The organism is Faecalicatena contorta, assembly GCF_001404335.1.
Lineage (GTDB): Bacteria > Bacillota > Clostridia > Lachnospirales > Lachnospiraceae > Faecalicatena > Faecalicatena contortus_B.
Genome location: NZ_CYZU01000068.1, coordinates 1 through 26,221 on the forward strand (window position 1 = coordinate 1; position 26,221 = coordinate 26,221).

At 46.7% G+C, this 26,221-nt stretch carries 16 protein-coding genes and 1 pseudogene; 16 read left to right on the forward strand and 1 reads right to left on the reverse strand.

Going from position 1 to position 26,221, the window contains the following annotated elements:
• Positions 1 to 221: 221 nt before the first annotated feature.
• From ARB69_RS22535 to ARB69_RS22580, 10 genes are all read left to right on the forward strand, one after another.
• Entirely contained in the window at positions 222 to 1,139 is a 918-nt protein-coding gene (locus ARB69_RS22535) for an FtsX-like permease family protein (protein ID WP_157355710.1), read from the forward strand.
• A gap of 120 nt (positions 1,140 to 1,259) precedes the next feature.
• Entirely contained in the window at positions 1,260 to 2,138 is an 879-nt protein-coding gene (locus ARB69_RS22540; protein WP_055155070.1) for a helix-turn-helix domain-containing protein, read from the forward strand.
• On the forward strand, positions 2,122 to 2,544 hold the full coding sequence (locus ARB69_RS22545) for a DUF2000 domain-containing protein (RefSeq protein ID WP_050639786.1): 423 nt from the start codon (positions 2,122 to 2,124) through the stop codon (positions 2,542 to 2,544). The genes ARB69_RS22540 and ARB69_RS22545 overlap by 17 nt, the downstream gene beginning before the upstream one ends.
• Before the next feature lie 192 nt (positions 2,545 to 2,736).
• Positions 2,737 to 4,278, forward strand: a complete 1,542-nt coding sequence (locus ARB69_RS22550) for an ABC transporter substrate-binding protein (RefSeq protein ID WP_055155071.1) — start codon at positions 2,737 to 2,739, stop codon at positions 4,276 to 4,278.
• 259 nt (positions 4,279 to 4,537) lie between these two features.
• Entirely contained in the window at positions 4,538 to 5,470 is a 933-nt protein-coding gene (locus ARB69_RS22555; RefSeq protein WP_050640022.1) for an ABC transporter permease, read from the forward strand.
• A 17-nt stretch (positions 5,471 to 5,487) separates the two neighbouring features.
• Complete coding sequence (locus ARB69_RS22560; RefSeq protein WP_050639788.1) at positions 5,488 to 6,360, forward strand: ABC transporter permease; 873 nt, start codon at positions 5,488 to 5,490, stop codon at positions 6,358 to 6,360.
• Between the two features lie 12 nt (positions 6,361 to 6,372).
• Entirely contained in the window at positions 6,373 to 6,957 is a 585-nt protein-coding gene (locus tag ARB69_RS22565; RefSeq protein WP_050639789.1) for a TetR/AcrR family transcriptional regulator, read from the forward strand.
• 2 nt (positions 6,958 to 6,959) lie between these two features.
• The gene (locus ARB69_RS22570; protein ID WP_087148844.1) at positions 6,960 to 8,051 is read left to right on the forward strand and encodes an ABC transporter ATP-binding protein; all 1,092 of its coding nucleotides are present in this window, start codon (positions 6,960 to 6,962) and stop codon (positions 8,049 to 8,051) included.
• A 12-nt stretch (positions 8,052 to 8,063) separates the two neighbouring features.
• Entirely contained in the window at positions 8,064 to 9,035 is a 972-nt protein-coding gene (locus ARB69_RS22575) for an ABC transporter ATP-binding protein (RefSeq protein WP_055155072.1), read from the forward strand.
• A 145-nt stretch (positions 9,036 to 9,180) separates the two neighbouring features.
• Positions 9,181 to 11,979, forward strand: a complete 2,799-nt coding sequence (locus tag ARB69_RS22580) for an ATP-binding protein (RefSeq protein ID WP_055155073.1) — start codon at positions 9,181 to 9,183, stop codon at positions 11,977 to 11,979.
• Between the two features lie 105 nt (positions 11,980 to 12,084).
• On the opposite strand, the gene ARB69_RS22585 is transcribed toward ARB69_RS22580, so the two are convergent.
• Entirely contained in the window at positions 12,085 to 13,539 is a 1,455-nt protein-coding gene (locus ARB69_RS22585; RefSeq protein ID WP_055155074.1) for a GntR family transcriptional regulator, read from the reverse strand.
• 348 nt (positions 13,540 to 13,887) lie between these two features.
• Between ARB69_RS22585 and ARB69_RS22590 the strand changes: the two are divergent.
• The 6 genes and pseudogenes from ARB69_RS22590 (at position 13,888) to ARB69_RS22615 (ending at position 25,643) form a co-directional block, all read left to right on the forward strand.
• A pseudogene (locus ARB69_RS22590) lies at positions 13,888 to 15,613 on the forward strand (EAL domain-containing protein).
• Entirely contained in the window at positions 15,597 to 19,208 is a 3,612-nt protein-coding gene (locus ARB69_RS22595) for a response regulator (protein ID WP_055155075.1), read from the forward strand. The pseudogene ARB69_RS22590 and the gene ARB69_RS22595 overlap by 17 nt, the downstream one beginning before the upstream one ends.
• Positions 19,209 to 19,257: 49 nt before the next feature.
• Entirely contained in the window at positions 19,258 to 19,632 is a 375-nt protein-coding gene (locus ARB69_RS22600; RefSeq protein ID WP_330377751.1) for an Hpt domain-containing protein, read from the forward strand.
• Positions 19,629 to 23,516 (forward strand): PAS domain-containing protein, encoded by a 3,888-nt coding sequence (locus ARB69_RS22605; protein WP_055155076.1) that lies wholly within the window; start codon positions 19,629 to 19,631, stop codon positions 23,514 to 23,516. Before ARB69_RS22600 ends, ARB69_RS22605 begins: the two co-directional genes overlap by 4 nt.
• A 72-nt stretch (positions 23,517 to 23,588) precedes the next feature.
• Positions 23,589 to 24,704 carry a glycosyl hydrolase family 18 protein gene (locus ARB69_RS22610; RefSeq protein ID WP_050639797.1) on the forward strand — a complete coding sequence of 372 codons (1,116 nt, stop codon included), beginning with the start codon at positions 23,589 to 23,591 and terminating at the stop codon, positions 24,702 to 24,704.
• Positions 24,705 to 24,848: 144 nt separating this feature from the next.
• Positions 24,849 to 25,643, forward strand: a complete 795-nt coding sequence (locus tag ARB69_RS22615; RefSeq protein WP_050639798.1) for a Fic family protein — start codon at positions 24,849 to 24,851, stop codon at positions 25,641 to 25,643.
• The last annotated feature ends 578 nt before the right edge of the window (positions 25,644 to 26,221 follow it).

Consider the following 26,221-nt stretch of genomic DNA (forward strand, 5'->3'; position numbering starts at 1 on the left):
AGTTGAAGAAGTTTTTTCCTCATCACCTCCTCTTTGAAAGTCGATTCAAATATGAAAAATCAAGCGGAAATGACACCCGCTCTATTTGTCATGCCCTAATCGACTGTGAATAGTAACCACTGCGTAAACCGCTGGCAGTAATCCTGATCTTTGCCTCCGTTATGGCATTCAATGTCTGCTTTATTCTGGGGCGATCGTTAAATATCAGCAGCCAGAAGATTATGGATTCCCAAACAATAGGGCATCACTATCAATTCAATACTGGATATACACAATACAAAGATGAAGCACTTCCGGAAGATGCACTGCCATATCTTTTCAGTGATTCTGTCATAGAGGCCGGCGGTCATGAGATAAAGGAAAGTGTTTATGGATTGTACGGACTTGGGAATGTATTTGTACTGTTGGATAAAGGGGGCAGGGCATTCCCTGTACCAGGAGCAGATGAGGTCTATATCAACCCCGAGCTGTCAGAAACCTACGGTGTCAATCCTGGTGATGACCTCGCAGTTACGACAGACAAGGGGAGTGTTATTTACACCGTTCGCGGGATCGCCGAAAACGCACAATTAAAAACGATCTACGTGAATGCGTCTGGGTTGTCGGAGGTTATCAATGCGCCCACAGGAAGCTACAATGGAGTATGGAGTATGAGCCCGGTGTCCGAAGATGGTACGATGATCAGCAAAGAACAGGTGAAGCAGATGCTTCAGAGGGATGCCACCTCTAATAAAACGAGTGCAGTCATAAATCAGGTGATTGGCGCGGTTATAGGATGTATACTGCTGTTCCTTGCGCTGTATCTCAACTTTCAGGACAATCAGAGGGATATGTCCATCCTGCATCTTTTGGGATACAGCCAGAAGGAAATCCGAAGAATGCTGGTTTACATTTACCGCCCGATTGTGTGGGCTGCTTTTATGATAACACTTATTCCAGGCGTTTTGACTGCGAAAGCTGTCCAGAAAGCATTGTCCATTGCAATTCAGGACTATATGCCTTTTGGGATTCATGTAAACACAATACTGATGCTGTTTGTCTTCCTGAATGCAATCTATCAGATGGTTGAAATCGTATTTTCAATAGGGACATCACGGGTTTGCAGAAAGGGAAACCTAAATGAGATCTCAGCATTGTGATGAAAAGGGGACGTCGTGAAGACAGTCCCTGTTTTGTTTCATCGTGTCATATTATACAAGAAAAAAGTAAATCCTACATGCTATAATGATCTAATCCAATATGTAGGAGGTAAACATACCATGATCGAAAAGCAGGAGCAGCGTCATATCTACTATGACCGTGATCTGGAAATAGAGGCATATCAGCTAAGCGGGATCGTACAAAAGTTTCCGAATCATTTTCATGAATTTTATGTAATCGGCTTTATTGAGGGCGGAAAGCGCCACCTTTGGTGCAAGGGACAGGAGTACGATCTGAGCGCGGGAGACCTGGTCTTATTTAATCCGAGGGACAACCATTATTGTGCCCCCGTAGGCGGGGAACTGTTAGATTACCGAGCTGTGAACATCAACTCCGATGTCATGGCAGGCATTGTCAAAGAAATTACCGGAAAGAAGTACACGCCATATTTTACCCGGAATGTCATTATCCAAAGCGAAATCGCCCCATCCGTAGCAGACGTGTACGATGCAATCCTTATGGATTCGCCAAAGCTTCAGAAGGAAGAAGCCCTCTTTTATCTGATAGAACAGATTCTGCAGGAGTATGCGGTCCCGCTTGAAAAGGTTGGAGATACAGAACCTGATAAGCAGACGAAAATGCTCTGCAGTTATATGGAACAGCATCTGGCTGAAAATATTACACTGGACGATCTGGCATCCATGATTGGAGCCGGAAAATCTTATCTGCTGCGTTCTTTTGCGAAACAAGTAGGTGTATCCCCCTACCGGTATCTGCAGACGATCCGCATAGAGAGGGCAAAGAGGCTGCTGGAACAGGGGGTTGTGCCAATAGACGTTGCGGGGATGACTGGATTTACCGACCAAAGCCATTTTACCAATTATTTTAAAGAATTTATAGGGTTGACGCCAAAGCAGTATCAGCGGATTTTTACCGATACGCCGGCATTTGAATTAGGAGAAGATAAAGGAGTAAAAAGATATGGAACAGAACTCTAATAAATGTGTGATGGTGATTGATGAGGCTCTGCCCCTCGGCGTTATAGCAAATACTGCCGGTATCATGGGGATTACTCTTGGAAAGTATATCCCGGAAACAATTGGACCGGTAGTTACGGATAAAAGCGGCAGTTCTCATTTGGGGATTATTCAGATACCGGTTCCGGTTCTGAAAGCGGATAAAGAGAAAATCAAAAAGTTACGGGAACGCCTTTTTGAACCGGAATTTGAAGGCCTGACCGTGGTGGATTTTTCCGATGTGGCGCAGAGCTGCAATGTGTATGAAGATTATATTCAAAAAGCGGCCTCTGTGGAAGAGACCGATTTTAACTATTATGGGATTGGGATTTGTGGAGAGAAAAAACTGGTAAGCAAATTAACGGGGAATCTTCCTCTGCTGCGATAGAATTATGTTGTCATATCATTTAAATCCTTGCTTAACTGTGTTAAGATATGCCAGAATGTCTGACAATTTCCTCTGAGAATCTAAAATGCGGCTTTACAACATGAAAGCATAGGTGTATTATATTACTATGTAAAAGTGAACAGGTTCATACTCTTTGAGATGCACTCTGTTCGATCAAAAGGAGGAAAATTTATGAAAAAGGCAGCAGCGGTAGTGATGACAGTCATGCTGTGCATCGGGATGCTTTCCGGCTGTGGAGGAGGCGGGGAAGACAAATCCGTTTCGAAGTCAACGGGCGGCGATGCAGCAAAGGACACATTGAATGTCATTGTAGGGGATGATGCAAACCAGTTTAGTCCTTATGTGACGAATTCTTATTCGGATATCATGTCGGTTTATCAGATTTATGAGCGTCTGGTATACATGAAGGAGGGGGAGCCTGTCCCAGGACTTGCCGAGTCATGGGATGTCAGCGATGACAAGAAGACGATAACCTTCCACCTGCGCGAGGGTGCAAAGTTCCATAATGGAGAGACATGCACGAGTGAAGACGTTATTTATAGTTTTGAGCTGAATTCAGAAAAAGCTCCTTCCAATTCCTTTAAACCTAAGATTGAGTCATGGACTGCGATAGATGACAATACGGTAGAATTAAAGCTGAAATATCCTTGTGAAAGTATTTTCTCAAGCCTGAGTTCACCGGGACTTGGAATTGTCTGCAAGTCTTACGTAGAGGAAAAGGGCGATGACGCCTTTATCGAGCCGGTAGGTACCGGAGCATATAAGTTAAAAGAGTGGGTAAAAGGAAGCAAGATCAGTTTCGAAGCCTTCGAAGATTACAATGGCAAGAAGGCAGAAATTAAAAATCTCAATTTCAATATCATTACGGATTCCGCAACGGCTCTTGTAGCATTGGAAAATGGTGATAACGACTTTATGATCAACGCCTCAGCAGCGGATTTACCGTTGATTGAAAAGAACGAGGAATTAGTGCTTCAGAGCGCACCATCGCATAGTACCGCGTCGTTGGTATTGAATGTCCGCAATGGCGTTCTCGAGAACGAGAAACTCAGACAAGCGATTGCCTGCGCAATTGACAGAGAGGCCATTAATACATCTGCATTTGAAGGTACCGGTACAATAGCTACCGGGTCCTATGAAGATTTCCTGTACTATGACGGGAAAGACTATACATATCCGTTTGATTTGGACAAGGCAAAAGAGCTTATGAAAGAAGCAGGATATCCGGATGGCGGTGTTTCCTTTACAATCAAAACATCCGATACCTATGGCGATGTTGTTCCGCAGATTATTATGGATAATCTGAATCAGATCGGAATAGAGGTCAAGATTGAGACGCTGGAAATGGGGGCGCACTCTCAGGACTGGCTGAACGGGAACTTCGAGGCTATCTACCAGAGTGGTTCCGAAATCACGCCGGACTTAAGCGAGGGACTTTACAACAGTTATTATTGGCCGGATAATACATGGAGCGCATCCTCACCGGACAGCGATATTTATAATGAAAGACTGGATGCAATCCGTTATGAAGTAGATTCAGATAAGAAAACTGAAGAGACCTGCTCTCTTTTAAAGGATATTATGGCATCGGCAAATGAGATTCCATTGGTAACGTTGACATCTAATATCGTTTACCGTCAGGGGCTGCAGGATACATATATTGATCCAAACGGAATGTTCTATTGCTTCAAGGATTTCAGCTGGGGTGAATAAGAACGGGTTGAAAGTTGAGAAGGCGGCCCTTAGAGGCGGCCTTCTTTTTCTATAATAAGAAAGTGCTTGGCACTTTCCTATAATATAAAATCCCTCCGGACGGGATGCGCACTGGGGCGTAAGAGGCAGATGTCGCGATGCCGCCGCAGGCGTGATTTTCCCAAGGGAACTCAATTTTAATTATGAAATCCGTGGAATCCATATCCGCCTTCAGGGCTATAAGGATACACCCTATTTTAGAAATGTGGGGAGAAACAGCATGAAAAAATATATTATTAAAAGATGTCTTTTGGTGATCCCGATTACGCTGGGAGTCACATTTATCGTATTCTTTATATTATCTCTGACACCGGGTGATCCGGGAAGATTAATTCTAGGTATGAATGCAACGGCGGAAGAAGTCGCTAAGCTCAACCATCAGCTGGGCGTGGACCAGAGTTTTTTCGTCCGGTTTTTCAACTTTATAGGGGGCGCGCTTCATGGCGACTTTGGGATTTCCTATAATTCACAGAGGCCGGTTATCACGGAGATTGTAGCTACATTTCCGCATTCTTTAAGGCTGGCAGTTTGGGGAACCATAATTGCATATCTGATCGGAATACCGATCGGAATTTATTCTGCGGTCAGGCAGTACTCGGCAGTCGATGTGGGAAGTACTGTGGTTGCTATGTTTTTTGCGGCGGTGCCGCAGTTCTGGCTTGCGCTTATGATGATTCTTCTGTTTTCTTTGCAGCTGCACATGCTTCCGCCCAGCGGAATCGATAGCTGGCGGAATTTCGTAATGCCCATCGCTGTTATTGCACTGCCTCAGGCCGCAATTACCTCCAGGCTGACCAGAACCTCCATGCTGGAAACGATTCAGCAGGACTACATCCGGACCGCGAGGGCGAAGGGCCTGTCGGAATGGAAGGTGATCTGGAAACATGCATTTAAGAATGCGCTGCTTCCGATCTTAGTGACATTGATTACGACCTTTGGTTTGTCCCTTGGCGGACTCGTGTTAATTGAGAATGTATTTTCAGTACCTGGGATTGGCAATCTGATTTTGACAGGCATCAGGCAGAAAGATGTCCCTGTTGTTATGGCTGCCACTATTTTCCTGGCATTGATATACTGTATGCTTGTATTGCTGGCTGATATTATTATGGCTTATATTGACCCAAGAATTCGCAATGTATATCTTAGAAAATAGAGGAGGCAGGGAAAACGATGGAGACTCAGCAAAAATGGAAACGTAAGACGGACCGCTTTTTAGACGTCTGGCGTTGTCTGCGCAGAAATAAGGCGGCCATGACCGGATTGATTGTGATACTGATCTTTGTGCTGCTGGCAGTCTTTGCAGGCGTAATCTGCGATTATGATATGGTTATTAAACAGGATACCGTGAACCGGCTTCAGGCTCCGAGCGGAGAACACTGGCTGGGAACGGACCATCTGGGAAGAGATATTTTTGCACGCATGATTTATGGGGCAAGGGTGTCAATCGGGGTAGGTTTTCTGGTTGTGATTATTTCCGCAGCACTGGGCGGATTTATAGGTTCCTTGTCGGCTCTGCTCGGCGGGAAACTGGATAATTTAATCATGAGGGTGGTGGATATCTTTACGTGTATCCCTTCTATGCTGATGACACTTGCTATGGTAGCAGCGCTAGGACCCGGACTCCGTAATCTGGTGGTGGCGCTTTGCATCAACACCACAGTCGGATTTACAAGAGTGGTGCGTGCAGCGGTGCTGTCCATTGTAAACCAGGATTATATCAGTGCGGCAAAGGCGTCCGGATTCAGTACATGGAAGATTGCAGTCAGGCATGTGATGCCCAATGCGATGGGAATTATTATCGTGGAGGGAGCCATGACAGTGGCCGGGACCATCCTTTCAATTGCAGGCCTGAGCTTTCTGGGACTTGGTATACAGCCGCCGTCACCGGAATGGGGAGCCATGCTGAACGAAGGACGCGCCTATATGAGAACGTTTCCATACATGATTGTATTTCCCGGAATCGCAATTATCCTGTCGGCATTGGCTATGAACCTGCTGGGTGACGGACTGAGAGACGCGCTGGATCCAAGATCCAAGCGGTAAAAGGAGTAAAAAATGCCAAAAATGACTTTTTTTAATCTAACAGATGAAAAGCGGGAAATATTTCTAAAAGCGGCAGTGGAGGAATTCTCCACGCATTCCTATCATGATGCAAACGTCAGGGAGATTGTGAGAAAGGCAAATATCTCAATCGGATCATTTTACTGCTATTTTGACTCAAAGACAGAGTTGTTTGTTTATATCACAGACTATATGTTTCAGAAGTTTTTAAAACAGCAGGAGGCGTTGGGAAAACAACTGAACCGGGATGTGAAGACGGAAGAAATTCTGGAAATGGAGCCGCTTCAGAAGGCCTTTTGGGATCAGTTTGAAAAGTGCTCTCTGGATAAGCGGAAACATTATTATCTGAGAACGAAGAACAACCAGCTGTTTGAACGATTTTTGAGAGAAGTAGAAGAGTATGGGACAAAGACGGAATACACCCAACGGGAGAAACGGATGGTAGCCTTTGTGATGAATTCTCTGCAATATATACTGGATGAATTTGCAGAGGCCGATGAAACCGGCCGTGTAGTCGATGAAGAGTTATTGTTATTAAAAAAAATGCTGAGGATTGGATATCAGAATTTGGAGCGATAAGTATGAAGGATGGAAATAAGCAGAAATATAAAGAATACTACAAGAAAAAAAAGAGAAAAAATGTGCCGGAATCAGAATATCTGACGACCATGAATTCACAGGAGAATATTCTGGAGATTGAACAGTTATGTACCTGCTTTTATACTGATCGCGGAACGGTAAGAGCAGTAAACGGAGTGACGTTGGACATCCCGGCGGGAAAGACTATTGGTATAGTGGGAGAGTCTGGATGCGGCAAGTCTGTAACCAGTCTTTCCGTTATGGGGCTGCTTCCCGGACCACAGGGGCAGATAGAAAGCGGCAGCATACGTTTTCAAGACAGGAAGAGGGGCAGAACCGTCGATCTGACGAAGATTCCGGAAAAGGAATACCGGGAAATAAGGGGAAATGATATTTCTATGATTTTCCAGGAACCGATGACCAGCCTGAATCCGGTCTATACAATAGGGAACCAGATGGAAGAATGTGTGCGCACCCATCAGCCAGGCGTCTCGAAGAAAGAAGCAAAAGTAAAAATTCTGGATATTCTGAAGAGAGTGGGTATCACAAGAGAAAATGTTTATGATAATTATCCGCATGAGTTGTCCGGAGGGATGCGCCAGCGTGTGATTATAGCAATGGCATTGATTGGGAATCCACAGCTGATTATTGCAGATGAACCGACGACAGCTCTTGATGTTACGATTCAGGCGCAGATCCTGGATCTTCTGCGGGAACTGAAACAGGAGATCAGCGCATCGATCATGCTGATTACGCACGATCTGGGTGTGGTGGCAGAGATGGCAGACTTTGTGGTTGTCATGTACGCCGGAAGGATTGTAGAATCGGGGACGGCCAGTGAAATATTCCATCATCCCAAACATCCTTACACGGTTGGGCTGCTGCGGTCAAGGCCCGTGCTGAACGAAGAGACAAAAGAACTCTATGCCATACCGGGAAGCGTCCCAAATCCGCTGGAACTGCCGCCCGGATGTTATTTCCAGAATCGCTGCAGCAGATGTCAGGAGCGGTGCCGGGAGTCCTATCCGGACGTAGTAAAATTAAGCGAAACACATCTGGTCAGCTGTTTTGACAGCAGAGAATCGGCCGGTTAGGAGGGATAAGGTATGAGCAACACGGTTTTAGAAGTCAATCACTTGAAAACGTATTACACAATGAAAAAAGGGGTGTTTGGCAAAAGTGCAGGTCTGGTGAAAGCGGTGGATGATGTCAGCTTTACAATAGAAAAAGGAAAGACATTTGGACTGGTGGGAGAATCGGGCTGTGGGAAGACTACCATCGGCAAAACAATCCTGCGCCTGACAGAACCGACAGAGGGCGAAGCAAAGCTGTTTGGCAGGGATCTGTTTTTAATGGATAGAAAAGAATTAAAGGAGATGCGCACAAAGATTCAGATGATTTTCCAGGATCCCTATTCCTCGCTGGATCCCAGGATGAATGTATTTGAATTAATTGGGGAAGCGGTAAGGGAACATCATCTGGTACCGGGGAATGAACTGCGCAGTTATGTTGAGGAAACTATGGAAAAGTGCGGCCTTTCCCGGGAGTATATTGAACGTTTTCCTCATGAATTTTCAGGCGGGCAGAGACAGCGTATCTGTGTTGCAAGGGCGCTTGCGCTGAATCCTGATCTTATTATATGCGATGAGCCGGTATCGGCACTGGATGTATCGATCCAGGCGCAGGTCATTAATCTCATGAAGAAGCTGCAAAGGGAGCAGCAGCTTTCATACTTGTTCATTTCACATGATCTGTCAGTGGTAGAACACATATCAGACGAGGTAGGGGTGATGTACCTTGGTTCAATGGTAGAGGTTGCGCCGAAGAAAGAATTATTCAGGAACCCCCTGCATCCATATACAAAGGCGCTTCTGAGCGCTGTGCCAAGGCCGGATCCTGACCGGAAAGGAGGCCGGATCATACTTGAAGGAGATGTTCCGTCAGCAGACCAGCCGCCGTCAGGCTGTAAGTTCCATACCCGGTGCAGACACTGTATGGACATCTGCAGAGAAAAGGCGCCAGTATGGAAGGACTGCGGGGATGGACATAAAGCAGCCTGCCACCTGTTAGAATCCTGAGGACATAAAGCAGCGAAACACGCAATAGAATGAAAGATGATTCTGCTCTTTCGTCATAGATAAAACCCGCAAAGGCATGGTATGCTGCTCTGCAGCATCTCACATGATCAGATAACGAATTTGAAGAAACAAGAGGTACTAGGAAATGGAAAGCTGTAAAAGATCTCAAAGTAAATACAGGAAGAGGATTGCCATGGTTCTAATGACGGTACTTCTTGCAATTTCATTTTGTGTTCCGGTCAAAGCGTCAGAAAAGACTTCCCGGGTACTTCGGGTCGCCTTTCCACAGGTACAGGGAATCAGTGAGACTGCGGGGGATGGAACCCGTTACGGACTGGTGGTGGATTACCTCAATGAAATCGCAAAATATACGAACTGGGAGTATGAGTACATTGATGTGGACAGCAGTGATGAACTGCTGGAGCGCTTTGATCAAGGTGAATTCGACCTGATGGGCGGCAGCTATTACATGTCTGGTTTAGAGGATTATTATGGATATCCGGATTACAATATGGGGTACAGCAGATCCGCCCTTCTGGCCCGCAGGGACGATGGAAGCATCCGGATCAATGACCTGGAGAGTATGAACGGCAAGTGCATTGGAGTCTATGTAAATGCGAAGGAAGCGATCCGTCGTCTGAAAGAGTTTTTGTCTATTAACAATTTGGACTGCCGCATCAAAGAATACTCCTATGAGCAATTATCGGCGGCGGGGAATCTCTATGCATATTTGGCTAACGGGGAGATAGATCTGCTGCTGGGTAATTTTACCGAGCGCGGCACGGATTTTCGTATTGTGGCGTCCTATGACTCCCAACCGTACTATATTGTAACTACGCCGGGAAACCAGGAGGTTCTGGACGGGTTAAATATGGCGCTGGCGCATATCAGTGCATCTAATCCCAACTTTGGCACGGAACGATTTAATGCAAACTTTACCAATCTTACGGCGGATATCCTGCTTGACGAAGACGAACTGTCCTATATTAAGGAGAAGAAAGAGGTAACCGTGGCTGTACCGGAGGGCTGGCACCCTTTATTCAGTAAGACCACGGCAGAAAGTACACATGAAGGAGTGGTTCCAGATCTACTACAGGAGATCGAAGATTACACGGGCCTTACATTTACCTATATGTACGCCCGGAGTTATCTGGAAGCCATCGGGATGGTGAAGGAGGGGCAGGCAGATATTCTGGGATTTTATCTGGACTCGGAAGAAAACGCGGCGGAGCAGGGACTGGCTGTTTCGGCCTCCTATGCCAGCTTAAACAACATTATTGTACGCAACAAGGCGTCAAATTATCCGGACAATGGGCTGGTGGGCGGCATCGTTGAGGGGCGGCAGCTCCCCTCCAATATTCCTGTATCGGAAGTCAAAACCTATCCGGACATGGCCGAGGCTCTGGCAGCGGTTGATCATGGGGAAATCGATTTTTGCTATGGTCTCTCCAACCGCATCGAGCAGGAAATTCAGCGCAGTTACTTCAACAAGGTGGTTACGGTGGCGCTGGTCAATGATAACAGCAGTGTGGGGTTTGCGTTGGCACGGCCGGCGGATACTACGCTTCTTACTATACTGAACAAGGCCATAAACAGTCTTGATGATGATGAAAAGGAAGACCTCCTTAATCGAAACATGGTTTCCATTGGCACCAATCAGTTTTCTTTGGTGAATTTTATTTATGCCAATCCGTTTTGGTTTGCGGCGGTTCTGGAGAGCGTACTCCTGCTCATTGTAGCGGCGGTGGTTCTGATTGCCCGTTCCCGTATGAAGGCGGCCGCGATGCGGAGCAATCTGGAAAAAGCGGAGGCGTCCAGCCGGGCCAAGGGGGAATTTCTTTCACGCATGAGCCACGAGATCCGCACGCCGATGAACGCGGTGGTGGGGCTGGCAGACCTGACCAGTATGATGGAGGGGGTTCCTGAGGACGCACGGAAAAACCTGTCTAAGCTTCGTACCTCCTCACAGTATATGCTCAGCCTGATCAACGATATATTGGACATGAGCCGCATCGAAAACAGAATGCTCGCCACTGCACACGAACCCTTTAACTTGAAGCAGATGCTTCACGATCTGCAGAGCATGATGGATGGAGAGGCTGAACGTTACATGCTTTCCTTTTCCTTGGATACAGAGATTTCCCACAGCAGTCTAAAGGGAGATGCTGTGCGGCTGCACCAGGTACTGGTAAATCTTCTTTCAAATGCTTTTAAGTTCACCCCTGCAGGCGGCGGGGTGTTGCTGCGTACGACCGAAACAGAAACCGGTGGACAGGAGGCTTCATTTACCTTCCGGGTTATAGATAATGGTAAGGGAATCCGTCCGGAGGATCAAAAGCGAATTTTTAAATCCTTCGAACAACTCGGCAGCAATATATCGAGAAGTCAGGGCACCGGGCTGGGGCTGGCAATCAGCAGCAATATCGTCAGGATGATGGGCGGGGAGCTGCGAGTTAAGAGCCAGTTGGGGAAGGGGAGCGAATTCTACTTTACGGTTACGCTTCCATTCTGTGAGAGGAAACCAGAGGAAGAAGAAAAGCAGGAAGGACAAATACTGGAAGGGATTCATATTCTGATGGCTGAAGACAATGATCTGAATGCGGAGATCGCTGAAGATCTGCTGAAAATGCAGGGCGCCCTTGTGTGCCGGGTGGAAAACGGTGTGCTGGCGGTAGAACGATTTAAAGAGAGTGAACCAGGGGAGTTCCAGGTGATTCTGATGGATGTGCAGATGCCGGAGATGAACGGACTGGACGCCACACGGGCTATCCGTGCACTTCGGCGCCAGGACGCTGCTTCTATCCCAATTGTGGCTATGACTGCAAATACCTTTCAGGAAGATGTTGATGCGGCAAGGGAGTCCGGAATGGACGATTTTCTTGCAAAGCCTCTGGATGTGAACCGTCTGTTTCATGTATTGCACACGCTGATATACGAAAAATAGAAGTACCTGCAAATATACGAAAAAAAGTACTTACATAGAAAGAAGGGGCTGTCATTTCGACAGTCCCTTCTTTCTGGGGAGACGGCAGCAATGTGGTGCATCCGTTCAAGCCTTCGAATTGGAAGGAATAAGCAGAGATTCGACTTCTGAAAATCCCAGTTCTGCCATAAGCTCCACAGAAAGGTTCAAAAGACAGGTGACAAGTTCCTCCAGAGTGGCGGCAAATGCAACCGGAGCAGGGCGGTCCAAACAGGCAATAAAGTATTCAATATAGGGAAGAAAGAAGCCGCTGAAGCCTTCCTGATTCTTTCGAATGCTGCGCAGAGGATTTCCCCAGAAAAGAAGATGGAGTAATTCCGTGTAGACTGTACGTATTGTGCGCAGGGGGGTGCTGCATGCAATGAATTCAAGGGAAACATAAACGACCAGTTCCGGCTGACCCGTTTGTTTGATTTTAAGCAGCCTGTTCTTACATTCGGCAAAAGCCTCGCTGTCAAGTGAGGCAAGCGTACTCTCCGCTGTCATTCTGCAGGATAAGGCAAAAAACTGCAGGCACTGTACATAATCCAGCAGGCGTTTGCTGATTACCGGCTGGGTAAAATCGCAGTTTTCTGTGTTGTCCCCGAGAGGCAGGATTTTTGTGCCAACTCCATTGAGCGATTTGACTGCACCGATCTGATTGAGAACCAGAAGCGTGCGCCGGATCGTGCTGACCGAAACCTGCTTTTCCTTTGCCAGTTTTTCCAGGGAGGGAAGATAACTGCCGGCCGGGTATTCATGCCGGCTGATGGAGCCCAATATCTCTCTGCAAAGAGAATAACAGATCTGTGAGGTTTTTTTATAACTGCTCCAGATAAAGGTGACCTGCTTTTCTGTTGGAGGTAATGAAATCTTTTCTTCATAAAAACCTGATAAGGCGCAGGAGAACTTTTCAAAAAAAGCCTCCACAGCAGACCAAAGCCCTGCCCAGTCTTTTCGGCGGCAGCAGCCGGTCAGATCCAAAAGAGGGTTGCTTTCTGCAATCAATCGTGTCACGTTATCGGAAATACTTAAAAACGGCGCCTGAAAAAACATGAAGGTCTGCCAGACAAGACGCATCATCAGTTCGTTATGCAGGGAACCGTAAATAAGCTGAAGATGCTGGGTATATGAAGGCAGGATGTCTCTGTTTTGTAAGACAAGGAGGTCAATCTCATCAAGTATCTCAGGCGGTGCATGTTTCAGGGCAGTCCACAGGGCGTTGCAAAACAGAAAACGCATGGATTGGCTCAGATCTAAGAGAGAGTCTTTCCTCTGGGAATAAAACTTCTGTATATTTTGAGCTATTTCCGCCTCAGTGTACTGTACCTTTACCGTTGCACCGGTACTTTTGGACAAGGTAATGAAGCCATCCGCCTGAAGACGCCGGTAGGCTGTACGTACGGTGTCTATAGAAACCATCTGCAGATGGCTTAATTCTTCTAAGGTTGGCAGCTGGTCGCCAAACCGGTATGCGCCAAATCGTATTTGTGTGGCCAGATTATTGTAGACCACCTGACATAAATCCATTTCTTTCTTCAAGTGTTATTCCTCCCAGGTTAGGTATAGTTGATCAATGAAAGGTATACCATATGGTTTAGACTGTCTTTATTGTAACATTTTTTGAAGACAAATACCAGTCGTTCTAGAGGCCTGTCCGGGATATCCGGTTGTGATGAAAATGAGCATAAAATCATTTCAAATGGGTTTTGCCCCCGCAGTTTTCCGGAAGAAGAAAACTGTGGGGCAGAGCCTGGGTATTATAAAAATATTACGTAGAAAGCGGCGGGAGAAAGATTGTGTTTTCACAGGCGCTATGGTAAAATTAGTTAAGAAATAAGGCTTTTTTATACATTGTAAGAATAACTTTTAAACAGAAGGACGGAAATTATGTTTTCAAAGAAAAAAATTCTAGTTGTGGAAGACAATGAACTAAACAGAGAGCTGCTTTGCCAGATACTTTCTTCGGAATATGATGTTCTGAAGGCCGAGAACGGGCAGGCAGCTTTAGATATTTTAAAACAATACGGGGAGGTTATTTCACTCATTCTTCTGGATATTGTTATGCCGGTGATGGACGGTTATACATTTCTCTCAATTATGAAAGCGGAACCGGCATTCTGCTCGATCCCGGTCATCGTAGCAACGCAGAACGACGGAGAGTCCGACGAGGTAGCTGCATTGTCCCACGGCGCCGCTGATTTTGTTGCCAAGCCCTACAAACCTCAGATTATCCTGCACAGGGTAGCCAATATCATCAATCTGCGGGAGACAGCGGCCATGATCAACGTGATTCAGTATGACAGGCTGACAGGGCTGTACAGCAAAGAGTTTTTTTATCAGATGGTAAAAGACATACTGCTAAGAAATCCGGACATAGAATATGATATTGTCTGTTCCGATATCGAAAATTTTAAACTGATCAATGACGTGTTTGGTGTACCGACCGGGGATCGCCTGCTCTGTGCGGTGGCAGACATGTACAGCCGGAAAACGGCGGACAGAGGCATCTGCGGCCGTCTGAATTCAGACAGGTTCGCTTGCCTGCTGGAAAAACGTACAGATTATACGGATGCGATGTTTATGGAAGCAATTGAGCAGGTGAATGAAGAGGCGGATATTAGGAATATTGCAATGAAATGGGGCGTTTATACGATCGTTGACCGCACTATTTCGGTGGAACAGATGTGTGACAGGGCGCTGTTGGCGGCCAGCAGTATTAAAGGCCAGTACGGAAAGTATTTTGCGGAATATGATGATATGCTCCGTAATATGATGCTGAAGAAGCAGGCGGTTACGGACTGTATGGAGTCTGCGCTGGAGCAGCACCAGTTCCAGGTATATTTCCAGCCCAAGTACCGGATATCGGATGAAAAGCTGGCCGGAGCAGAGGCGCTGGTAAGGTGGAAGCATCCGGAATGGGGGCTCCAGTCACCGGCTGAGTTTATTCCCCTTTTTGAACAGAACGGATTTATTACAAAGCTGGATCAGTTTGTGTGGGATAAGGTATGCAGCAGCATGAAAAAATGGGATCTGGAAGGACTGCCGCGGATCTCAGTATCTGTTAATGTATCCCGGGCCGATATATACAATGCGGACTTGTCCGAGATTCTCAGGGAAACGGTTAAAAAGTATCATCTCCCGGCCTCCCGGCTGCATCTGGAGATTACGGAAAGCGCCTATACAGAGAATCCGAAACAGATCATAGACACGGTCAGCCGTTTGCGGGATATGGGATTTGATTGAAATGGACGATTTTGGCAGCGGATATTCCTCGCTGAATATGTTAAATGAAATGCCGATTGATATCTTGAAGCTGGATATGAAGTTTATCCGGAGCGAGACCGCCAAGCCCAACAGCCAGGGAATTCTGCGTTTTATCATTGATCTGGCCCGCTGGATGCACCTGGATGTAGTTGCAGAAGGAGTGGAGACCGGGGAACAGCTCGAGCGGCTCCGCCAGATCGGTTGCGATTACGTGCAGGGATATTATTTTGCAAAACCGATGCCCTGTGAAGAATTCAAAGCTCTTTTGAAGGAGTGCAGCAGCGCTGATATATATAACAATACTGCATTTAGCGGAAAGAAAGAGGACAAGTATGGCAATTACAATTGATGAACGGCAGACAGTGCAGCTATTCTGCAGAGCATGGTTTCAGGAGCGAAACCTGGAAAAAACGCTTTCTTTTTTAGCGGAGGATATAAAATTTGTCGGTACCGGAATGGGGGAAACTGCCCAGGGAAAGAAAATGATGATGGAGTATCTGCGGCAGGACATAAATGAAATTCAGGAACCTTTTCATATGGATTTTTCGGTCATTCATGAGCAGTATCTGGCGGCCGGCATCTTTTCGCAGGCTGCGGACCTGACTCTGATCAATTCCATGTATATGTGGCACCTCCGGTTTTTCTTTACTTTAAAATGTACGGGCGGGAAGTGGCAGGTTGTTTGTTTCCACGCTGCGGAACCGGGAAGCAGCCAGCAGGGCGGAGAGCATTATCCGCAGACCCTCGTCGTGGAAAATGTAATGAAACAGCGCAATGATCTGCTGAATGAGTCCATCGCCGGAGGGATGATGGGCGGGTACATAGAACCGGGCTTTCCTTTTTATTTTATTAACCGCAGGATGCTGGAATATCTGGGGTATGGGAATGAAGCGGAATTCGTGGAAGATATCGGGGGCCTGATCACGAATTGCATGCATCCGGACGACAGGAAGAGGATAGACGAGGAAGTAGAGCAGCAGTTAGCCTGTAAAGGAGAGTATGTGGTCGAATACCGTATGAAGCGGAAGGACGGTTCCTATATATGGGTACATGATATAGGCAGGCAGATGACTGACGAGGACGGCAGGCCTGCCATTACTTCCGTTTGTATTGATATTACGGTACGGAAAAAGGCACAGGACGAAGTGATGCATATATACAATAATGTGCCTGGTGCGGTATTTCGATGCAGGTATGATGCATGTTTTTCGATTCTCGATGCAAACGATGGCTTTTTTGAATTTCTAAATTATACCAGAAAAGAATTTGAAGACATGGGAAACCGCTTTTTCTCGGTGATCCATCCGGAGGATGTGGATGCCTTGCGGGGAAAGCTGGGGGCCGGACTGGCGGACGGGAATACGATCAACAATGACAACCGGGTGATATGCAAAGGCGGCGAAGTAAAGTGGGTTTCCTTGAAAGCACAAATGCTCAAGGAAGAAACCGGGGAACAGTATTTTTACTGCGTTTTTGTTGACATCACGGAGGAAAAGCAGCTGCAGAGCCGTGTACGGGAGCTTTACGAGAAAGAACTGGAGTATTTTGCCGAACTGTCCTCTTCGGAAGGGAGTACACAGGGAAGATTTAACATTACAAAGAACGTGTTGGAAAATTACATGACAGATCCCAACGCGGCGATATCCCATGTGGGCGCCACATATCAGGAGACTATTTTCAATCTGGCGGCCTCTGCTGTTGAAGTGTCAGACCGTGAGCAGATACTCAGCGTGCTGGACAGGGAGAAGGTTCTGGAAGACTATTCTGCTGGCAATGTTGACTACCGTTTTGAATATTTGCGCCGCCGCAGCGATAAAAGTTTATTTTGGGCAAGCACCAATTTCCGCTCCTACCTGAATCCGGAGACGGGAGATGTCATTGTCTTTTTCTATACATTTGATATAACGGAACAGAAGCTCAAGGAACAGCTGCTTCATAAGATTGCGTCTCTGGATTATGATGTCATTGTGGAAATTGATATCAAAAAAGACATATTCAGGGGGCTTACCTTTGCAAGCAGCGGCTTGGGGCCTGCGTGGCAGGAACTGCATTTTCAGGAGAAGATCCGGAGAACCGCCGAAAGCTTTATGAATGAGGCAGCCGCACAGGAATATCTGAAACAGCTGGATTACGACTACATGCAGGATATGCTCGGGCAGCAGGAAGCCTATACCTTCAGCCTGGAGATGTGTGACGAGGACGGCAGTATCAGAACGAAAAGATTCCAGGTCTTCTATATCAATAAAGAGCTTGGGAGGGTATGCCTTGCCCGCACGGATGTCACCGATGTAGTGCAAAAGGAACAAAAACAGAAGGAGGAACTTGCAGCGGCGCTGGTCGCAGCGGAACAGGCAAATGCCGCCAAATCGGATTTCTTGTCCAGGATGAGCCATGAGATCCGCACGCCTATGAACGCAATCATCGGGATGAGTGCTATCGCGGCACAGTCGATCGGAGATGATGAACAGGTGGAAGACTGCATATCGAAGATCGGTATTTCATCCAGATTTCTGTTGTCTCTGATTAACGACATACTGGATATGAGCAGAATTGAAAGCGGCAAGATGCTTTTGAAGAATGAAAAGATTCCTACCGAGGAATTTATCAATGGGGTCAATTCGATCTGCTATAGCCAGGCGGCGGCCAAGAATGTGGAATACGAGTGTATTGTCGATCCGGTGTTAGATGATTATTATATCGGGGATGCGATGAAGCTGCAGCAGGTGCTGATTAATATTTTAAGCAATGCCATCAAGTTTACCGGAGAGGGCGGAAGAGTCACTTTTTCTGTAGAACAGAGGCAAAGGACAAAGAACGACGTTGTATTGAGATTCATTGTTAATGATACGGGAGTGGGAATGAGTGAAGAATTCCTTCCCCATATATTTGAGCCGTTTTCACAGGAATCTACCGGAACCACTGCACTGTATGGGGGAACGGGGCTGGGTCTGGCAATCTCTAAGAATATTGTGGATATGATGGACGGCAGGATCACGGTGCGGTCAATTAAAGAGATCGGCACAGAATTTATGGTCGATGTAAAGCTTGGCATCAGTGAGGAGGAAAAGCAAAGGCATAATCAAAGGAAGCAGGATTATAATTTTTCTCATTTAAAAACCCTGGTGGTGGATGACGATGTGGCAGTGTGCGAGGGCGCCGTTGCGACACTCAAAGAGATCGGGATTAAGGCGGAATGGGTAGACAGCGGACGGAAAGCCGTTGACAGAGTGGAGATACTATGGGCTGAGGGCCGGTATTACGATATGATTCTGATAGACTGGAAGATGCCGGGAATGGACGGTATAGAGACTGCCCGGCGGATACGCCGTATTGTAGGGCCTGAAGTGACCATCATTATCATGACCGCTTACGATTGGATTGCCATTGAGCATGAGGCGAAGCTTGCAGGCGTCAACCTTCTGATGAGTAAGCCCATGTTCAAGTCTTCTCTGGTCTCTGCATTTACTAAGGTCCTCGGGAAAAAAGAAGAAGAGGCAAGGCAGACGGAAGACGTTGATTATGATTTTGCCGGAAAACGTGTTCTTCTTGTAGAAGACAATGCAATCAATACAGAGGTGGCGGTTATGCTGCTGGAAAGCCGTAATTTTGCTGTTGATACGGCGGAAAACGGGCTGCGCGCCCTGGAAAAGTTCAGCAAATCGGAAGAAGGGTATTATAATGCCATCCTCATGGATATCAGAATGCCGCTGATGGATGGGCTGACAGCGGCCACAAATATCAGGCATCTCAGCAACAAGGACGCAAAGTATGTGCCGATTATTGCAATGACCGCCAACGCCTTTGATGATGACATCGAGAAAAGCAAAGCGGCAGGAATGAATGCTCATCTGGCAAAGCCTATCGAACCAAAACGGCTGTACCAGATATTATATGACTTTATTCAGGAGAGGGAGAATGCACAGGACTCCCAGAATGGTGAGTAGCGATAACAAAGATAGCAGGCAGTATTGGAATCAGTAAGGAGGCATGGAGATGATGAGCGGATTTAAAGAGATATTCGAGGCCTATGGAGGAGACTATGGGATCACTATGGCGCGTTTTATCAATAATGAAGAGATGTACATGAAGTTTCTGGACAAGTTTTTTGAGGATGATAGTATCAGCAGATTACATACGGCGCTGGAGGGCAATGACCTGAAAGGCGCTTTTGAGGCGGCTCACACGCTGAAAGGTGTTGCGGGGAATATGGGGCTTACCCCGCTGTTCGATAAGGTATGCGCTATTGTGGAACCTCTCCGGGTCTGTAAGGAAGAGGCAGCGTATGCTGAATTATATCAGGAAATTAAAGGCGAATTCGAAAGAGCGGATGAGCTGAGGGGGGCCCTGAAAAGGGCGGTTCAGCCATGACCAGCGATACTCCTCTAGCTCTGCGGCTGGAGGATATTATCAATGCGATACCGGGCGGAGTTGCCGTCTATAAGGTATCGGACAGATTCGAGACAGTCTATTTTTCAGACGGCGTGCCTGAATTGTCAGGTTATACGGTAGACGAATACTATGAATTAAGTAAGGGCGATGCGGCAGAACTTATCTACCGGGAAGACACCGGCATGGTGGTTCAAATGGCAGAACAGGTCATTCGTACTCACGATACGGTGGATTTTGAATTCCGCAAACAGCACCGTGACGGGCATATAGTCTGGGTGCGCGTCCAAGTAAAATGGAGCGGGGAAGAGGATGGGTGTCCTCTGTTGCTGTGCGTGTTCCATAATATTTCTGAGCTGAAAGAGGCGCAGCTGGAGATGCGGCATCTGATCAACTCGATTCCCGGGGGGATTGCCAGTTATCGCGTGGAAAATCACCGTTTTATTCCTACATTTTTCTCTGACGGTGTTATGGCCCTGTCGGGGCATACGAGGGCGGAGTACGAAGCACTGATCGGGGATAATGCCCTGAATATTGTATATGGGCAGGATCGGGAACGGGTGATGGAAGCAGCAGAGGCCGCTTTGTCCAGCGGAGAGGTTCTGGATGTTTCATACCGGATGCGCCATAAGGATGGCGGTCTGGTCTGGATCCACCTCAATGGCAGGCGCATGGGGCCGCTATCGGAAAACACCAGGTTCTATGCGGTATTTACCGGTATGTCCTTGGAGACCCGGCTGTTTCAGAGTATTGCCAACGAAATGGCTGACAGCATTTATATCATTGCAAAGGATAGTTATGACCTTTTGTATGTGAATGAACCAAAAAAAGACGGTCTGACTAACCGTGACTGTGTGGGAAGAAAATGCTATGAAGCACTCTATGGCAATCACACGCCCTGTGAATTCTGCGGTCTGACAAAATATGAGGCGGACGGGCGGGAACATGAGATGAAGATCAGCGGACAGGACCGCTTTTTCAGTACGCGTTTCCGTGAGACGGACTGGAATGGCATCCCGGCATATGTGAAATATGTCCGTGATATAACCGAAGAGGTGAAGACACGCAGGGAAAAAGAACGTTTAGAACAATATTTCCAGACGGTTGTCAAGAATCTGCCGGGAGGGATCGCAGTAGTTAAACTCTGCGGGGATGGCAGCATGGTGCCGGAATTCGTGTCGGAAGGTTTTGCTGAGTTGACGCGCATGTCCCAGGAAGAAATATCGGACCTGTACAGTGAGGATGCTATGGCCGGTGTGAATGCCCAGGATCTGGAGCAGGTGAACGCGCGTCTAACGGAATTCATTGAAAGCGGGGCGAGCCAGTGTGAACTGGTGTACCGGCTGAAACGGGGAGACGGCAGCTACGTGTGGGTCAAGAATAACCTTTCTCTGATTGAAATGGATAGCGGCGAAAGAAAATTCTACGCAGTTTATCACGATATCAGCGGAGAGATCGCCGAGAAGGAGCAGCTCCGGCAGCAGTATAAAGAGATGATTATGCAGCATTACCGGACGCCGGATCCGAATGCACTGATTATCGGGCACTGTAATATAACCCAGAACCAGATTCTGGAGATTATTGACCATACGGATTCGGATCTGCTGAAGACATTCAGCGCAGTACGGGAAAAGTTTTTTACCGGTATTTCCAGCCTCGTGACAGACGAAAAAGAGAGGCAGCTCTTTTTAGATACCTATTTGAACGAGCCCTCGCTGAGAGCATTTGGCCGAAATGATACGGAGCAGACACTTCAGTGTTTTATTAAACTTCCTAAAGAGGAAAAGGGACGTCATGTAAAGTTTAAAGTGAACATGGTAGAGACTCCGGATACAGGCGATGTCACCGGGATTCTGACGGTAACAGACATTACGGACGAGACGGTTACAAACCAGATTCTGCATCAGCTTTCTGTGACCAGCTACGATTTTGTGATTGACCTGGATCTGATAAACGATACTTATAAGCTCCTGGCATATAATAAGAATTCGGACAGACTGCCGGATTCTTTTGGAAGCCATTCAAAAAGAATCCGTTTCATGGCAGAAGAGGTTGTCGTGCCGAAAGACCGCGAACAGTATTGGGGATCGCTTGAGGCGGGAGAAATGATGAAACGCCTGACGGAAAAGGGGTCCTATACCTTTGCATTTTCCATTACGGATGAGCAGGGCGACATACGTACAAAGAATATGACGGTCTCAGCCATTGACCTGAGAATCGGAAGAGCCTGCCTGGTGCGGTCCGATATTACGGAATCCCTGCGCGAGCAGCAGGGTCTGCTCAATATGATTGCCTATACTTTTGAGCTTGCCTGCTTTATAAATATGAATTCCACCTCCCTGACAATGTATACGCGTGAGACGGTGCTCAAGAACTTAGCACCTAATTATCTGGATAAATACGAGGACGCGCTGAAAGAGTTTGCCCTCCACTTTGGAAGGGCAGAAGACAGGGAAGAAACCTCCAGGCAGTTCCGGGTGGAAACGATGGTGGAAAGGCTGGGACAAAAACCGGAGGGATATGATTTTGTATTTCCTTATGAAGAGGGAGATGAAGTGCTGTATAAGCAGATCAATGTCCTGTGGGGTGACGAGAATCACCGGACAATCTGCATGGTACGGGCAGACGTAACAGATATGCTGGCGGCAGAGCGCCAGACAAAACGGACGCTGGAGAAGGCGCTTGTACTTGCCGAGGAGGCAAACCAGGCAAAGAGCGAATTTCTCTCGGCCATGAGCCATGATATCCGGACTCCGATGAATGCGATCATGGGGATGACTGCTCTGGCATGTGCACATATTGACGACCAGGATAAAGTATCGAACTGCCTGAAAAAGATTTCAATATCATCCAGGCATTTACTGAGCCTGATCAATGATGTCCTGGACATGAGCAAGATTGAGCGGTCCCAGATTGCTCTGGGAAGAATGAAAATTCATCTGCCAAAACTGATGGATGAACTGGCAGCGATCATAGAACCCCAGGCGAAGGCAGCAGGAATCCAGTTTCATATGCAAGCAGAGGGCATCACAAACCCCAGGTTTTATGGCGATATGCTGCGCCTGAATCAGATCTTTATCAATATTCTAAGTAATGCGATTAAATTTACACCGGAAGGCGGTTCAGTCGGATTTCTTGTGAAAGAGCTGCCTCCCGTACGGGATGATGGCTATGTCCGGTATTGCTTTACAATTCGGGATACGGGTGTGGGGATAAAAAAAGAGTTTTTGGAACACATTTTTGAGCCGTTTACCCGCAGCAGCAATACTTCACGTGTCGAAGGAACCGGACTGGGGCTGAGTATCACAAGGGGTCTGGTGGATCTGATGGGCGGAGTCATAACCGTGGAGAGCAAAGAGCATCAGGGAACTGTATTTCAGGTCATTCTGGAATGTGAGAAGGCGGGGGAACCGGACAGGAAAGCTGTGAATCCTGATGATGGGCGAGAAAGAAGAGACCATGCTGCATTCCTTGAAGGCCGCCGTTTTTTGATAGCCGAGGATAATGCAATCAATGCGGAGATACTCTGTGAGCTGCTGGAAATGTATGGGGCCAGTTCCCTTGTAAAAACGGATGGTCTGCAGACGGTAAAAGAATTTGCGGACAACAGGTCCGGCGTCTATGATGCAATTCTCATGGATATACAGATGCCGGAGATGAACGGATATGAGGCAACCCGAGCAATCAGGCGGATGAACAGGCCGGATGCGGCGCATATACCGATTATCGCTATGACTGCCAATGCTTTTGCCGAGGATATCCAGGCGTCAATGGATGCCGGAATGACGGCGCATGTTGCAAAACCAATTGATGTTAGCGTGCTGCAGTCAACGCTCTGCAGAGTATTGGGAATCGAGTACAAATAAGATAGCCGTGGGATACCCTTTGGGCATAAATAAAAAATCACTCTCATATGTTATTGCATAGGGGGTGATTTTGTGATTTATGTTGTGAAACAGGGAGACACTTTGTTTTCCATTTCAGCGCAGACGGGTGTGCCCGTCTGGAAAATGGTATATGACAATCAGCTGGCGAGCCAGGATCAGCTGGTGATCGGGCAGGCACTCCTTATCCTGCAGCCGGAAGAGTCTGCGAGTATGCGTGGAGATATGTTAGTCACGGGATATGCATATCCATTTGTGGAGCCGTATATTTTGGAACAGGCGTTCCCGGCCCTGAATGAATTATTGGTCTTTTCATATGGTTTTACATTTGAGGGAGAACTTGTGCCGCCTCCCCAGGACGATCTCTGGATGATTGAGGCGGCCTGGGAGGCAGGGATTGAGCCGCTGCTGGTACTGACACCGTTTTCGGGAGGGGCTTTTAATAACCAGCTGGTGAAAGTGCTGGTGGAAAATGAAGTAATCCAACAGCGGGTAATCGACAACCTGCTGTACACCGTACAGGACAGGGGATATTCAGGAGTGGATATTGATTTTGAGTATATCCTGCCGGAAAACAGGGTTGCATATGCGGAGTTTGTTGGCAGAGTACGGGAAGTTATGAATGCACAGGGATATAAGACATCTGTTGCGCTGGCGCCCAAGACTTCCACCGATCAGCCGGGCCTTTTATATGAGGGCATGGACTATGCACTTCTGGGTGCGAATGCGGACAATGTTTTTCTAATGACATATGAGTGGGGCTATACATACGGACCGCCGATGGCTGTGGCGCCTTTGAATAAGGTGCGGCAGGTGGTGGAGTATGCGCTGACACAGATACCGAAGGAGAAGATACTGATGGGGATTCCTAACTATGCTTATGACTGGGCGCTGCCCTATGAAAGAGGGATCACCAAGGCAAGGCTGATCGGCAATGTGGAGGCTGTGCACATTGCGGCAGAAAACGGGGTATCTATACAATACGATGATCTTGCACAAAGCCCTCACTTTAACTATACAAGGAACGGGATTGCACATGAAGTCTGGTTTGAGGATGTGCGGAGCATCGAGGCAAAGCTGAACCTGGCACGGGAATATGAACTGCTGGGGGTGGGGTACTGGAATCTGATGCGGCCGTTTCGGGCGAATTGGCTGCTGTTGGAAAAATAGGAAAATAAGGGAAAAATTACCGCTATGGAAACACAAGCGCCAATTAACAAAATACAATCAATATGTATTGTAACAAGGGGCTTCTTGTAGTATGATACATCTATGAAGAGCCTTATGAAAAGGGAAAGAGCGGAGGAGAAAATAATGTCAATCATAGATAACGCAGAGCAGTTTTTAGAAATTGAAAGCGGTCTGAGAACGATTGGACAGGAGAGAGAAGATACGCTAATTAAAGAGCCGTTTACAAAAGATTTTGCTCTTCGTTTCTGCTGGAGCAGCAATGCGATTGAAGGAAATACTTTAGATTTAGAAGAGACGGTATCTGTCATTGAATATGATGAGGTGCGCAGTGGTCACACCTACACAGAATATCAAGATACCAAGAATTTATATCGGGCAATCAGCACGATGATGATTCCGTTTCAAAAACGAGACATCACAGCAGACTGGCTGAAAAATGCAAATGGGATCCTGCGCGGAATAGAAAGTGATTACAGGACAAACCAGGTCTATATTGGAACCTTGGTTGAGGCGGTATTTTATCCACCAGATGCGGAAGCAGTTGCCGGATTAATGGAACAGTTTTTGGCAGAAATGCAGAATAAAGGCAGAACAGTTCAAGACGTTATGGAACAGACTGCTTTGCAGCATATTCAATTTGAGCAGATCCATCCTTTTAGGGATGGTAACGGCAGAGTAGGCCGAATGGTTTTGAATCAGCAATTAATAAATTACGGATTCCTTCCTATTATAATTGAACCGAAAGGAAAATACCGTCAGGCATTTCGGCAATTCGAAAAAAACAAGGACTTATCGCTGATGACACATATTTTGTGTAAAGGAGAACTAGACGCTATTCAAAGTATGCAATGTCTTATTCAAAAAAGAAAACAACCATTGGAATGTTCAAAAGAAAGTGCGAGGGCTCCCGGAATCTAACGTATTCCGTGCAATGCAATAGAAGCAGTACAGAAGGATAGCGAGCTGCTAAAGAAGGTAGAACGCGAATACAGTGCAAAACTGGAAAAAGTTTTATAATAGTGAAATGTAGTTATGGAGGGCAGGAATGCCCTTCATTTTTAATATTCATTATGACTGTGCAGCATCTATGGGGCTATATATATGGCCCGCCTATGGCTGTGGTGCCTTTGATTAAGGCGTGTCATAAAAGCGATTTTCATAACAACCTCTAGCATAATAAATAATCCGCCAAGAACTATAAATATGTTCCCCTAATTGAACGAGTTGTGTTTACAATAAATATAGAAAAGCAGTAAGAGGAAGCTATGAAAAGTTTCTATTTGAAAGGGGCTAGGCGGGGAATTTACTATGATGCAGGTCCTGTATGCTTGGTTTTGTAAAGATACGTAAATCTAAATTCACAACCAATGATATGGTTTATCAAGTTAGGGAATTATAACCCAAAAAACAAATGAGGAGGAGATGTAAATGTCAATATAAAAATGATCAAAAAGTGGAAAATAAAAATGTACATTTTCCAAGATCTATTCCTCAGT

Bases quoted from the DNA above. Each gene is read 5' to 3' on its own strand.
- ARB69_RS22540 (WP_055155070.1), top strand. From the start codon at position 1,260: ATGATCGAAAAGCAGGAGCAGCGTCATATCTACTATGACCGTGATCTG.
- ARB69_RS22580 (WP_055155073.1), top strand. From the start codon at position 9,181: ATGGAAAGCTGTAAAAGATCTCAAAGTAAATACAGGAAGAGGATTGCC.
- ARB69_RS22560 (WP_050639788.1), top strand. From the start codon at position 5,488: ATGGAGACTCAGCAAAAATGGAAACGTAAGACGGACCGCTTTTTAGAC.
- ARB69_RS22535 (WP_157355710.1), top strand. From the start codon at position 222: ATGGATTCCCAAACAATAGGGCATCACTATCAATTCAATACTGGATAT.
- ARB69_RS22600 (WP_330377751.1), top strand. From the start codon at position 19,258: ATGATGAGCGGATTTAAAGAGATATTCGAGGCCTATGGAGGAGACTAT.
- ARB69_RS22570 (WP_087148844.1), top strand. From the start codon at position 6,960: ATGAAGGATGGAAATAAGCAGAAATATAAAGAATACTACAAGAAAAAA.
- ARB69_RS22565 (WP_050639789.1), top strand. From the start codon at position 6,373: ATGCCAAAAATGACTTTTTTTAATCTAACAGATGAAAAGCGGGAAATA.
- ARB69_RS22545 (WP_050639786.1), top strand. From the start codon at position 2,122: ATGGAACAGAACTCTAATAAATGTGTGATGGTGATTGATGAGGCTCTG.
- ARB69_RS22605 (WP_055155076.1), top strand. From the start codon at position 19,629: ATGACCAGCGATACTCCTCTAGCTCTGCGGCTGGAGGATATTATCAAT.
- ARB69_RS22555 (WP_050640022.1), top strand. From the start codon at position 4,538: ATGAAAAAATATATTATTAAAAGATGTCTTTTGGTGATCCCGATTACG.
- ARB69_RS22595 (WP_055155075.1), top strand. From the start codon at position 15,597: ATGGCAATTACAATTGATGAACGGCAGACAGTGCAGCTATTCTGCAGA.
- ARB69_RS22575 (WP_055155072.1), top strand. From the start codon at position 8,064: ATGAGCAACACGGTTTTAGAAGTCAATCACTTGAAAACGTATTACACA.
- ARB69_RS22615 (WP_050639798.1), top strand. From the start codon at position 24,849: ATGTCAATCATAGATAACGCAGAGCAGTTTTTAGAAATTGAAAGCGGT.
- ARB69_RS22550 (WP_055155071.1), top strand. From the start codon at position 2,737: ATGAAAAAGGCAGCAGCGGTAGTGATGACAGTCATGCTGTGCATCGGG.